Source organism: Mesorhizobium sp. M7A.F.Ca.US.005.03.1.1 (assembly GCF_003997975.1).
In the GTDB taxonomy this organism is placed as follows: Bacteria; Pseudomonadota; Alphaproteobacteria; order Rhizobiales; family Rhizobiaceae; genus Mesorhizobium; species Mesorhizobium ciceri.
The window spans coordinates 1-11,493 of the sequence record NZ_RZRO01000145.1 but is presented as its reverse complement, the minus strand read 5'-3'; the positions used below and the strand labels follow the sequence as shown (position 1 = coordinate 11,493).

The window sequence follows — 11,493 nt, the reverse complement described above, 5'->3', positions numbered from 1 at the left end:
CCGGCCGTCAGGCCGGCCAGAAGGTAGGCCGCTCACCTTGGCTGCAGCCGGTTATTGTTGATGAAAAGGCCGGCGAAATCGGTGACATTATCCAGGTGCGAATCACGAAGACGGGCTACAACAGCCTGTTCGCCGAATTGGCCTGAGGGTCTCGGCAGATGAGGAGAGACGGTTGAGCGCAGCAGAGCTGAAGAACCTGCCCCCGGTACCGGCATCTGGGGCTTCTGACATGGCGCACATCGTTCTGACTTTCGACAACAACAAGCTTGCCAGCGCCCTCTATGGTCAGTTCGACGAAAACCTCGCCCGGCTCGAGCAGAAGCTTGGCGTCGACATCCGCTCACGCGGCAACCAGCTGACCATCAAAGGGTCCGCTTCTGCCGCCGAGCAGGCGCGCCGCGCCCTGGACAATCTTTACGGCATTCTCCAGAAAGGCGTCGATATCGGCCAGTCCGACGTTGACGGCGCCGTGCGCATGGCGATTGCCGCCGACGATCAGTTGACCCTGCCAACGCTGGAACGCAAGGGCAAGGTCTCCGCCGCCCAGATCGCCACCCGCAAGAAGACGATCTATGCCCGTTCGCTCAACCAGGACGCCTATATGCGGGCGCTGGAACGGTCGGAACTGGTGTTCGGCATCGGCCCGGCCGGCACCGGCAAGACCTACCTGGCGGTGGCGCACGCGGCGATGCTGCTCGAGCGCGGCATGGTCGAGCGCATCATTCTCTCGCGGCCGGCGGTCGAGGCCGGCGAGCGGCTGGGCTTCCTGCCCGGCGACATGAAGGAGAAGGTCGATCCCTATCTGCGGCCGCTCTATGACGCGCTCTACGACATGATGCCGGCCGACAAGGTCGAGCGCGCCATTGCCGCCGAAGTGATCGAAATCGCGCCGCTTGCCTTCATGCGCGGCCGCACGCTGGCGCATGCCGCCGTCATCCTCGACGAGGCGCAGAACACCACGCCGATGCAGATGAAGATGTTCCTGACGCGTCTGGGCGAAAACTCGCGCATGATCGTCACCGGCGATCCGACCCAGATCGACCTTCCCTCGAACACCAAATCGGGTCTGGTCGAAGCCTTGCGGGTGCTGGACGGCGTGGCGGGCGCGGTCACCGTGCGCTTCAACGACGGCGACGTGGTTCGCCATCCGCTGGTGGCGGAAATCGTCAGGGCCTACGACCGGGACGCCAAGCTGGCGCGTGGCCTCGGCGCCGAGAATTGATGTTGGCGATGCGGCTTCATGCCTGAGGACATAATATCCGGCGACGGGAATATTCCCGTCGACATCGACATAGCGGTTGAGGCGGGCAACTGGCCCGACGAGGCAAGCCTGACGCGGCTGGTCGATCGGGCCGTTAAGGCGGCTTTTGCCGAAATCGGCGTGGCGGGCCGTTCCGAACTCAGTCTCGTTTTTTCCGACGACGCCCATATCCAGGTTCTCAACGCCGGCTGGCGCGGCAAGGACAAACCGACCAACGTCTTGTCTTTCCCGGCTTTTCCGTTTGCGCAGGGCGGTCCGTTGCCGCCGATGCTGGGCGACATCGTGCTGGCCGCCGAAACGGTCGCCCATGAAGCGGTACTGGAAGACAAGCCTGTCGAGAACCATATCACCCATCTCGTCATCCACGGCCTGCTGCATCTGCTGGGCTACGATCACGAGACCGAGGCCGAGGCCGAGGCGATGGAAGCCGTCGAACGCGCGGCGCTTGCAAGGCTTGCCATTCCCGACCCCTACGCGTAACTACATCTGACCAATTGACCGGACGACGATGAACGACAAACCAGAGACTGCCGCCCGCCCCGACGCCGGCAGTGCAACCAAGGCTTCCGATACGTCGGAAGAGGGATCAAGTCCGAGTACCGTTGCCTCTGGTGCTAGCAGTACCTCTGCTGCTGCCGGCACCTCTGGTGCTGCCAGCATCGGCAGCGCTGCCAGCGAGACATCGCCTGCCGGTCCCTCCCTGTTCGACCGCGTTCTTGGCCTGTTCAGGCAACGCAACGGAACCAGCCTGCGGGAGGAAATCGCCGGCGCGCTTGCCGAGACAACGAGCGATGCCGGCGCCTTCTCGCCCGGCGAACGCGCCATGCTCAACAACATCCTGCGGCTGCGCGAAGTGCGCGTCGAGGACGTCATGGTGCCGCGCGCCGACATTCAAGGGGTCGAAATCACGACGACGCTCGGCGATCTGCTGGGCACCTTTGAGCAATCCGGCCATTCCCGCATGCCGGTCTATTCAGAGACCCTCGATGATCCGCGCGGCATGGTCCATATCCGTGATGTGCTGGCCCACATCACCAAGATCGCGCGCGTCAAGAAGGGCCGCTCGACCAGGAAAACACCCGTCGCCACGGTTCTCGATCTCGCCCAGGTCGATCTCGCACGCACCATTGGCGACCTCAATCTGATCCGCCCGGTGCTGTTCGTGCCGCCGTCGATGCTCGCCTCCGACCTGATGGCTCGCATGCAGACGACGCGCACGCAAATGGCGCTGGTCATCGATGAATATGGCGGCACCGACGGCCTTGCCTCGCTGGAAGACATCGTCGAGATGGTGGTCGGCGACATCGAGGACGAGCATGACGACGACGAGCCGATGATCACCCAGAGCGGCGACGGCGTGTTCATCGTCGATGGCAAGGCCGAGATCGACGACGTCGCCAAGATGATCGGCGGGGATTTCGCCGCCGGTGAACATGGCGAATATGTCGACACCATCGGCGGCATGATTTTCAACACGCTTGGCCGTGTTCCGGCCCGCGGCGAGGTGGTGCAGGCCATACCCGGTTTTGAATTTCACGTCCTCGACGCTGATCCGCGCCGCGTCAAGCGCGTGCGCATCGTGCAGAGCCAGAAGGGTGAGCGTCGCCGGCGTGCCACGGCGCGCACCGAACAGGCGTGAGCGTTTCGCTCGCACGATGACTATCGACGACCCGTTCAAGCATCCAAGTCTGGGCTCTGGTGTTTTCTACAAGGATCCGCATGCCGCGCTGGACTGGCTCGAGGCGGCTTTCGGCTTCGAGCGCAGCATGGTGGTCAGCGATGCCGAGGGAAAGCTCATCCATGCAGAGATGCGGTTCGGCGACAGCTACATCATCGTCGATTCCGAATGGAGCGATTACGTCGCCAGCCCGGCTTCGATCTCGGGCAAGAACACGCAGTCGATCTATGTCAGGCTGAAGGGTGGCCTGGATGCGCATTGCGAGCAAGCGCGAGCCCTCGACGCTGATATAATCCAGGAGCCGGCGGATCAGTTCTACGGTGAGCGCCAGTATCGTGCACGCGACCCCGAGGGCCATGTCTGGACGTTCACGCAGACCATCCGTTCGGTTCCGCGCGAGGAGGCCGAGCGGCTGGGGGGCGTTCAAATCGAGGGTTGGCACCGGTAGGCAGGGCCGGAGCTGTGCATCTCAGCCAGCCCATCCGCCGTTTGGAGCGCGGAGCGCAGCCTGTTAAATCTTGTGTCCTGATTCGCGACTCGGAAGTATGCATGGAGCGCCTCACCGGCCGGATAATTCTGCTTTGGGGTTGGCGGCGTGCGCTCGTGGCGTTTCTCGCCGGCGCCCTCGCGGTGCTTGGGCAGGCGCCTTACGACTTCTTCGCCGCCTGTTTCGTCTCGTTCCCGCTGCTGGTCTGGCTGCTCGACGGCGCCACCGGCGAAGCTTCAGGCAGTCTGTTCCGGCGTCTGCGGCCGGCTTTCGCCGTCGGTTGGTGGTTCGGTTTCGGCTATTTCCTCGCCGGCCTCTGGTGGATCGGCTCGGCGCTGCTGGTCGAGGCCGACAGCTTTGCCTGGGCGCTTCCCTTCGCGGTGGTCGGCATTCCTTTCATGCTCGCCTTTTTCTATGGCTTTGCGGCAATCGTTGCCCGGCTGCTGTGGAGCAACGACATTGGCCGCATCGCCGCCCTTGCCTTCGGCTTCGGCCTGGCGGAATGGCTGCGCGATTTCCTGTTCACCGGTTTTCCCTGGAATGCCGTCGGCTACGCGGCCATGCCCGTGCCGCTGCTGATGCAGAGCGTCTCGGTGACGGGCATGATCGGCATGAACGCGCTCGCGGTGTTCGTCTTCGCACTGCCGGCACTGCTGGCGGCACGTCGGCACCTGCGCCTCGGCGCGGCACTGTTTGTCGTGCTCGTCGCTGCCCATGTCGGCTTCGGCTATATCAGGCTTGCCGCTCCCGAACCGCCAGCTTCACGCAGCCTGGATGTCCGCATTGTCCAGCCGGCCGTGGACCTGTCGGAAAAATGGGATGCCTCGGTGCGCGACCGCATCTTCGCGGTCCTGATGGGGCTCTCGGGCAAGGCGCCGGATCCAGGCCATCAAAAGCCGCAACTGATCCTGTGGCCCGAAACCTCGGTGCCGTTCCTCTTCACCGAGCGTCCGGACGCATTGACGGCGCTGGGGGATATGCTCGGACCCGGCCAGATGCTGATTGCCGGCGTCGTCCGCGAGGAAGGCGGCTCGGCCGCAAATGCCGACAGCCGCTACTACAACTCCGTGGTGGCGATCGACGACAAGGGTGAAATCACCGACGCCGTCGACAAGGTTCACCTGGTGCCGTTCGGCGAATACCTGCCTTTCGCCGATCTGCTCCAGCGTTTCGGCATCGAGCAACTGGTTGCCGGGCCGATGAGTTTCGCGGCCGGCAATGAGCGGCACGCCATTACGCTGCCCGACGGCATCCGTGCGCTGCCATTTATCTGTTATGAGGTGATCTTTCCCGATCTTGTGGCAGTTGACGCTGCGTCAGCGCAGCTTATTGTGAACGTTACCAATGATGCGTGGTTCGGCGACACGCCGGGTCCGTATCAGCATTTCAGGCAGGCCCAGATCCGTGCGGTGGAAAATGGATTGCCATTGGTGCGTGCCGCCAACAACGGCATCTCGGCCGTCGTCGATCCGCGCGGGCGCATCGTCGATGCGCTTGCTATCGACGCGCGCGGCGCCATCGATGCCCACATACCGATTTCCGGACAGGCGCTCATATCTCCCGGCCAACGGCGCATTAACGGAATGCTGATCATGTTGCTGTTTGCCGTTGGGGCAGCGCTGTTGAACGTAAGGCAAAGGCTACGGGTGAATTGACAGCCAACACATTAGAAACTCATACTGTAAGTGCCTGAAAATTTCTCGAAGCCGGTGGATCGTTCTGTTGGGGCAGTTGCCTCCGGCTTTGTTTGGGCAGGAAAAAAATAGAGAAAGCCGAAAAAATTCGGCGAGGAAAAAATGACAGAAGATAACAAGAAGAAACCGAATCCGATCGACATCCATGTTGGCAGTCGCATTCGGCTTCGCCGCAACATGCTTGGAATGAGCCAGGAAAAGCTGGGAGAAAACCTCGGCATCACATTTCAACAGATTCAGAAATATGAAAAGGGCACCAACCGCGTCGGCGCCAGCCGTCTGCAGGCGATCGCGTCCATACTCGGCGTGCCTGTCGCTTTCTTTTTTGAGGATGCGCCCGGCCAGGAGCCTGTGGCGGGCCGGGGATTTGCCGAGGACGCTTCGATGGCTTTCGCTGTCGAATTCTGCGGCAGCCCTGAAGGCCTTCAGCTCAACCGGGCCTTTGTCAAGATCGCCGACGCCAAGGTGCGCCGCAGGATCATAGACCTGGTCAAGTCCCTCTCCGCCGACGATCCCGACTGATCCTCAATCACGCCAGGACCGGCGGCGCCCCGCCGCCGGTGGCACAAGATAACGGCATCGACATTCATGCCAGAGCCGAAGCACCGCTTGACGAGCGGCGCTTCGCCCCGCTAACACGTGGCGCGCCAAAATCGGCAGCCTGCCGATCGTTTTTCAAGAGGGGACACCCGTGACGCGGCAGAACTACTTCTTTACCTCGGAATCCGTTGCCGAGGGCCATCCCGACAAAGTCTGTGACCGGATTTCCGACGAGATCGTCGATCTGGTCTATCGCGAAGCCAAGAAGACCGGCATGGACCCGTGGAAAGTCCGTGTCGCCTGCGAGACGCTGGCCACCACCAACCGTGTCGTCATCGCCGGCGAAGTGCGCGTCCCGGAAACGCTGCTGAAGAAGGACAAGGCAGGCAACATCCTCAAGGATGCCGCCGGCCATCCGGTCGTCAATCCGGCCAAGTTCAAATCGGTCGCCCGCAAGGCGATCCGCGAAATCGGCTACGAGCAGGCCGGCTTCCACTGGAAAACGGCGAAGATCGAGGTTCTGCTGCACGGCCAGTCGCCTGACATAGGCCAGGGCGTCGACAACGCTGCCGACCGTCAGGGCGAAGAGGGTGCCGGCGACCAGGGCATCATGTTCGGTTATGCCTGCCGCGAGACGCCGGATTTGATGCCGGCGCCGATCTACTACAGCCACAAGATCCTCGAACTGCTGGCTGCTGCCCGTCACGAAGGCAGCGGTGAAGCCGGCAGGCTCGGGCCGGATGCCAAGAGCCAGGTCACCGTTCGCTATGTTGATGGCAAGGCCGCCGAGGCGACGCAGATCGTGCTGTCCACGCAGCATCTCGATGCGAGCTGGGATTCAAAGAAGGTCCGCAAGGTCGTCGAACCCTATATCCGCGAGGCGCTGGGCGACCTCAAGATCGCCGACGATTGCATGTGGTACATCAATCCGACCGGCAAGTTCGTCATCGGCGGGCCGGACGGCGACGCCGGCCTGACCGGCCGCAAGATCATCGTCGACACCTACGGTGGTGCCGCACCCCATGGCGGCGGCGCCTTCTCCGGCAAGGACACCACCAAGGTGGACCGTTCGGCAGCCTATGCGGCGCGCTACCTGGCCAAGAACGTGGTGGCGGCGAAACTCGCCGACCGCTGCACCATCCAGCTTTCCTACGCCATCGGCGTCGCCCAGCCGCTGTCGGTCTATGTCGACTTGCATGGTACCGGCAAGGTCGACGAGGCAAAGCTCGAGGACGCGCTGCGCACGGTGATGGATCTGTCGCCGTCGGGCATCCGCCGTCACCTCGATCTCAACAAACCGATCTACGCCAAGACGTCGTCCTACGGCCATTTCGGCCGCAAGGCCGGCCGTGATGGGTCTTTCTCCTGGGAAAAGACCGATCTCGCCAAGGCGCTCAAGGACGCGGTCGCCGCCTGACAGCGGCGCCGCGAAGTCCCGCCATGGATCCGAAGGACAGACCAAGCCGCGCGACCGAAGCCTTTTTCGGTCGCCGGCGCGGCAAGACCATGCGTCCGCAACAGGCGGCCGCGCTGGAAAGCGGCTTCGGTGTATATCGGCTCGATCTGGCGGCCGAGCCGCCGGCCGATCTGCAAACTCTGTTTCAAACCGATGTCAGCGCGGTTCGCCTCGAGATTGGCTTCGGCGGTGGCGAACATCTCCTGCACCGCGCGACCGAGGCGCCTTCGATCGGCTTTATCGGCGTCGAGCCCTTCGTCAACGGCATGGCCAAGATGATGATGGCGGTGCGCGAGAAACCGCTCGCCAATCTGCGGGTTTATGACGACGACGCCACAAGGCTGCTCGACTGGCTGCCGCAGGCCTCGCTCGGCGGCCTCGATCTGCTCTATCCCGACCCCTGGCCGAAGAAGAAACACTGGAAGCGACGTTTCGTAAGCCCGGTCAATCTCGAGCGGTTCGCGCGCGTGCTGAAGCCTGGTTCAAAATTCCGCTTCGCCTCCGACATCGACACTTATGTCAACTGGACCTTGCTGCATTGCCGCGCGCATGGCGCGTTCGCATGGCAGGCTTGCGAGGCGGCGGACTGGCACCGGCCCTATGATGGTTGGCCGGGCACCCGTTACGAGGCCAAGGCCATTCGTGAGGGCCGGCGGCCCGCCTATCTTACCTTCATTCGGAAATAAGCTCGCGGTCTTAGAGCAATTCCAGGAAAAGTGTGAAACGGTTTTCCGTCCGGAATTGCGTCAAAGCTGGAAGCGGCGGCCGATGCGATCGAAGGCGGCAGGCTCGACGCCGAGGTTGCGCAGGTCGTCGGCGCGCGGCCTGCGACCGGCTTCCACGGCCCGTGAAGCGGCCACGGCGCTGCCGAATACGGTGAAGAAGTCGCCTATTGCAGAAAATATCTTGCGATTGCTCATGATCATGTCCTTTCGCGCACGTGTGACGCACGGCCACCTTTGTGCAGCGCAGGGTAAGTAGGTGCGTTTCAGCGCCGATCCCATGGGGGCCGCCGCATGGGCGCCATGCGCTCCATGCAACGCTGGCGGGGCCACCTCGATGGCAGCGTTGCCCGACCAGCATAGCGGGCTTGAAACACAGGCCGCGATCGTCTATATCAGCCTCAAATTCTTGGTCGGTATGACGAAGAGTGGGTCCACCCGGTCCCGCTCTTTTTTATTACCTGCCGATAACTTGGTAGAGAACGACAGGGCTTCAATGACTGCAACGGCAAGCGAGGGCGACGATCGCATCATCCGCGAAAGCGGCATCGATGCGCGCATCGCGCTGATCGTCCAGCCGGTTCTGCGCGGCATCGGCTTCCGCCTCGTGCGGGTGCATCTGTCGGGCCAGAACGGGCTGACGCTGCAGATCATGGCCGAACGCGAGGACGGCACCATGACCGTCGAGGATTGCGAAGAGGTCAGCCGCGCGGTGTCGCCGGCGCTCGATGTCGATGATCCGATCGAAAAGGCCTACCATCTTGAAGTCTCGTCGCCCGGCATCGACCGGCCGCTGGTCCGCAAATCGGATTTCACGACCTGGACGGGTCATCTGGTGAAGATGGAAACATCGATCGTCGTCGCCGACCGCAAGCGCTTCAAGGGCAAGATCGCCGAAGCCGGCGAAGACGATGTGCTGATCGAGCGCGACAAGGCAGCCTATGGCGAGGAGCCGACGGTGCGCGTCCCCTATGACGCGATTGCCGATGTGCGCCTGATCCTGACCGACGATCTCATCCGCGATGCCCTGTCGAAGGACAACAGGGCGCGCAAGGAAGCCAAGAAGCGCCGCGGCGAACCGGACGACGACGAGTCGGGTGCGGAAGCGGACGCCACGGAAGAACACGAACAGGAACTATGATTGAGCTGCCGGGCGCAAAGGTCCGGCAAACAAGCTCGGGAGAAAAACGATGGTTGTAAGCGCCAACAGACTTGAATTGCTGCAGATCGCCGACGCGGTCGCGCGTGAAAAGTCGATCGACAAGTCGATCGTCATCGCCGCCATGGCCGATGCGATCCAGAAGGCGGCGCGCTCGCGTTACGGTCAGGAGACCAACATCCGCGCCGACATCAACCCGAACACCGGTGAGATGAAGCTGCAGCGGCTGATGGAAGTGGTCGAGAAGGTCGATGACTATGCCACGCAGATCGCCATTTCCTCGGCTCGCGAGCGCAATCCCGACGCCCAGCTCGGCGACTTCATCGCCGAACAGCTGCCGCCCATGGATTTCGGCCGCATCGCCGCCCAGTCGGCCAAGCAGGTCATCGTCCAGAAGGTCCGCGAGGCCGAACGCGACCGCCAGTATGACGAGTACAAGGACCGCATCGGCGAGATCGTCAACGGTACCGTCAAGCGCGTCGAATACGGCAATGTCATCGTCGATCTCGGCCGCGGCGAAGCGATCATCCGTCGCGATGAGCTGATCCCGCGCGAGAACTACAAATATGGCGACCGCGTCCGCGCCTATGTCTACGATGTGCGCCGCGAGCAGCGCGGCCCGCAGATCTTCCTGTCGCGCACCCATCCGCAGTTCATGGCCAAGCTGTTCACCATGGAAGTGCCGGAAATCTATGACGGCATCATCGAGATCAAGTCGGTCGCCCGCGACCCAGGTTCGCGCGCCAAGATCGCCGTCATCTCGCGGGACTCTTCGATCGATCCGGTCGGCGCCTGCGTCGGCATGCGCGGCAGCCGCGTCCAGGCCGTCGTCGGCGAATTGCAGGGTGAGAAGATCGACATCATTCCGTGGTCGCCTTCTGCGGCGTCCTTCATCGTCAATGCGCTGCAGCCGGCGGAAGTCGCCAAGGTCGTGCTCGACGAGGATGCCGAACGCATCGAAGTCGTGGTTCCCGACGACCAGCTGTCGCTGGCCATCGGTCGCCGCGGCCAGAATGTGCGTCTGGCTTCGCAGCTGACCGGTTGGGATATCGACATCCTGACCGAAGCCGAAGAATCCGAACGCCGCCAGAAGGAATTCGTCGAGCGTTCGTCGCTGTTCATGGAAGCCCTCGACGTCGACGAGATGGTCGGCCAGGTGCTGGCCTCCGAAGGCTTCACCAGCGTTGAGGAAGTCGCTTATGTCGATTCCGGCGAGATCGCCTCTATTGACGGTTTCGACGAGGACACCGCTTCCGAAATCCAGACCCGCGCCCGCGAATATCTGGAGAAGATCGAGGCCGAGCACGACGACAAGCGCAAGGCGCTCGGCGTTTCGGACGAATTGCGCGAAATCCCCGGCGTCACCACCGCCATGATGGTGACGCTTGGCGAGGATGGCGTGAAGACGATCGAGGATTTCGCCGGCTATGCCGCCGACGACCTGACCGGCTGGAAGGAACGCAAGGACGGCGAGACAAAAGTCTATCCGGGCGTGCTGGCCAATCATGGCGTGACCCGCGCAGACGCCGAACAGATGGTTCTGGCCGCCCGCCTCAAGGCCGGCTGGATCACCGAAGACGAGCTTGCAGCCGAAGAAGTCTCGGCTGACGAAGCCGTTGGTGCGTGAGGTGAAACCGCATCGCACCGAACCCGCCCTTGGACGAGATGAACGATCGCACCTGCATCGTTACGCGCAAACAAGCCGAACCGGATGATCTGATCCGGTTCGTCGTCGGCCCGGATTCGGCCGTCGTTCCCGACATCAAGAGAAATCTGCCCGGCCGCGGTTGCTGGGTGAGCGCCGACCGCCTACATATCGACAAGGCTGCGGCGAAGAACCTCTTTGCCCGCGCCTTCAAGGCACAGGTGGTCGTGCCGCCCGATCTTGGCGGCATGGTCGACGGGCTGCTTTCCAGGCACGCTCTGGGCATGCTTGGTCTTGCCCGCAAGGCAGGCGCAATTTCGCTTGGTGCTACCAAGGTCGAGAGCGCGGTGCGCGGCGGATTGGCGCTTTTCGTGCTGCATGCTTCCGAGGCGTCCGATGACGGCGTGCGCAAGATCAGCCAGGCGCGACGGGCGACGGTCCATCTTGGTGGGCCCGCTATCCTTGCCTACAAACTTTTCTCCGAGGCCGAGTTGAGCTTGGCATTGGGGGGTACAAATGTGATACATGCTGCCGTTCTCGCGGGAGACGCGGGCAGGGCGGTCCAGAAGCGCATGGTTGCGCTCGACCGGTATCGGGGCGGTTCCCCGGACGATCTGGCAATGCTTGCGGCTGTTGCTGACGAAGATGATGCCGCAGAGGATATGGAATGAGCGATACGAAATCGGGTGACGACAATACGCTGAGTGTGACGCCGAAGAAGACCTTGACGCTGAAGCGCCCCGGTATGGAACAGGGCACTGTGCGCCAGAACTTCTCGCACGGCCGCACCAAGCAGGTCGTCGTCGAAACCAAGAAGCGCAAGTTCTCGATGCCCGGCGACAAGCCGGAGC

At 62.7% G+C, this 11,493-nt stretch carries 14 protein-coding genes; 13 read left to right on the top strand and 1 reads right to left on the bottom strand.

Going from position 1 to position 11,493, the window contains the following annotated elements:
• The 9 genes from EN990_RS33145 to EN990_RS33105 all read left to right on the top strand — a co-directional run.
• Window positions 1-146 (top strand): TRAM domain-containing protein (locus EN990_RS33145; protein WP_127388534.1); only part of this gene is annotated, 146 nt, incomplete at its 5' end.
• 83 nt (window positions 147-229) lie between these two features.
• Window positions 230-1,222, top strand: a complete 993-nt coding sequence (locus EN990_RS33140) for a PhoH family protein (RefSeq protein ID WP_023758127.1) — start codon at window positions 230-232, stop codon at window positions 1,220-1,222.
• An 18-nt stretch (window positions 1,223-1,240) separates the two neighbouring features.
• Window positions 1,241-1,741: an rRNA maturation RNase YbeY gene (gene ybeY, locus EN990_RS33135; protein ID WP_032808361.1), complete on the top strand. Its 501-nt coding sequence runs from the start codon at window positions 1,241-1,243 to the stop codon at window positions 1,739-1,741.
• Between the two features lie 28 nt (window positions 1,742-1,769).
• Window positions 1,770-2,900 (top strand): hemolysin family protein, encoded by a 1,131-nt coding sequence (locus tag EN990_RS33130; protein ID WP_027161765.1) that lies wholly within the window; start codon window positions 1,770-1,772, stop codon window positions 2,898-2,900.
• A gap of 16 nt (window positions 2,901-2,916) precedes the next feature.
• Entirely contained in the window at window positions 2,917-3,387 is a 471-nt protein-coding gene (locus tag EN990_RS33125; RefSeq protein WP_127369986.1) for a VOC family protein, read from the top strand.
• 101 nt (window positions 3,388-3,488) lie between these two features.
• Window positions 3,489-5,081, top strand: a complete 1,593-nt coding sequence (lnt, locus tag EN990_RS33120; RefSeq protein WP_063171171.1) for an apolipoprotein N-acyltransferase — start codon at window positions 3,489-3,491, stop codon at window positions 5,079-5,081.
• A gap of 141 nt (window positions 5,082-5,222) precedes the next feature.
• Window positions 5,223-5,642, top strand: a complete 420-nt coding sequence (locus EN990_RS33115) for a helix-turn-helix domain-containing protein (protein WP_013527901.1) — start codon at window positions 5,223-5,225, stop codon at window positions 5,640-5,642.
• Between the two features lie 169 nt (window positions 5,643-5,811).
• The gene (gene metK, locus EN990_RS33110) at window positions 5,812-7,077 is read left to right on the top strand and encodes a methionine adenosyltransferase (RefSeq protein WP_024503461.1); all 1,266 of its coding nucleotides are present in this window, start codon (window positions 5,812-5,814) and stop codon (window positions 7,075-7,077) included.
• Window positions 7,078-7,100: 23 nt separating this feature from the next.
• Entirely contained in the window at window positions 7,101-7,802 is a 702-nt protein-coding gene (locus EN990_RS33105; protein ID WP_024503462.1) for a tRNA (guanosine(46)-N(7))-methyltransferase TrmB, read from the top strand.
• A gap of 60 nt (window positions 7,803-7,862) precedes the next feature.
• Here EN990_RS33105 and EN990_RS33100 read toward each other — a convergent pair whose 3' ends face one another.
• Window positions 7,863-8,036: a hypothetical protein gene (locus EN990_RS33100; protein WP_127369389.1), complete on the bottom strand. Its 174-nt coding sequence runs from the start codon at window positions 8,034-8,036 to the stop codon at window positions 7,863-7,865.
• Window positions 8,037-8,334: 298 nt separating this feature from the next.
• Between EN990_RS33100 and rimP the strand changes: the two genes are divergently transcribed.
• The 4 genes from rimP to EN990_RS33080 form a co-directional block, all read left to right on the top strand.
• A complete protein-coding gene (rimP, locus tag EN990_RS33095; RefSeq protein ID WP_013527897.1) occupies window positions 8,335-8,979 on the top strand; it encodes a ribosome maturation factor RimP in 645 nt (214 codons plus the stop codon).
• Window positions 8,980-9,028: 49 nt separating this feature from the next.
• Window positions 9,029-10,624 (top strand): transcription termination factor NusA, encoded by a 1,596-nt coding sequence (nusA, locus tag EN990_RS33090; RefSeq protein WP_013527896.1) that lies wholly within the window; start codon window positions 9,029-9,031, stop codon window positions 10,622-10,624.
• A gap of 38 nt (window positions 10,625-10,662) precedes the next feature.
• Complete coding sequence (locus EN990_RS33085; protein WP_024503463.1) at window positions 10,663-11,313, top strand: RNA-binding protein; 651 nt, start codon at window positions 10,663-10,665, stop codon at window positions 11,311-11,313.
• Window positions 11,310-11,493 (top strand): translation initiation factor IF-2 associated domain-containing protein (locus EN990_RS33080; protein WP_164766202.1); only part of this gene is annotated, 184 nt, incomplete at its 3' end. The genes EN990_RS33085 and EN990_RS33080, both read left to right, overlap by 4 nt.

What these genes read in the sequence shown, in the direction of transcription:
- lnt (WP_063171171.1), top strand. Translation starts at nt 3,489, where the DNA reads ATGGAGCGCCTCACCGGCCGGATAATTCTGCTTTGGGGTTGGCGGCGT.
- nusA (WP_013527896.1), top strand. Translation starts at nt 9,029, where the DNA reads ATGGTTGTAAGCGCCAACAGACTTGAATTGCTGCAGATCGCCGACGCG.
- EN990_RS33100 (WP_127369389.1), bottom strand. Translation starts at nt 8,036, where the DNA reads ATGAGCAATCGCAAGATATTTTCTGCAATAGGCGACTTCTTCACCGTA.
- EN990_RS33085 (WP_024503463.1), top strand. Translation starts at nt 10,663, where the DNA reads ATGAACGATCGCACCTGCATCGTTACGCGCAAACAAGCCGAACCGGAT.
- EN990_RS33130 (WP_027161765.1), top strand. Translation starts at nt 1,770, where the DNA reads ATGAACGACAAACCAGAGACTGCCGCCCGCCCCGACGCCGGCAGTGCA.
- ybeY (WP_032808361.1), top strand. Translation starts at nt 1,241, where the DNA reads ATGCCTGAGGACATAATATCCGGCGACGGGAATATTCCCGTCGACATC.
- EN990_RS33125 (WP_127369986.1), top strand. Translation starts at nt 2,917, where the DNA reads ATGACTATCGACGACCCGTTCAAGCATCCAAGTCTGGGCTCTGGTGTT.
- EN990_RS33115 (WP_013527901.1), top strand. Translation starts at nt 5,223, where the DNA reads ATGACAGAAGATAACAAGAAGAAACCGAATCCGATCGACATCCATGTT.
- EN990_RS33140 (WP_023758127.1), top strand. Translation starts at nt 230, where the DNA reads ATGGCGCACATCGTTCTGACTTTCGACAACAACAAGCTTGCCAGCGCC.
- EN990_RS33105 (WP_024503462.1), top strand. Translation starts at nt 7,101, where the DNA reads ATGGATCCGAAGGACAGACCAAGCCGCGCGACCGAAGCCTTTTTCGGT.
- rimP (WP_013527897.1), top strand. Translation starts at nt 8,335, where the DNA reads ATGACTGCAACGGCAAGCGAGGGCGACGATCGCATCATCCGCGAAAGC.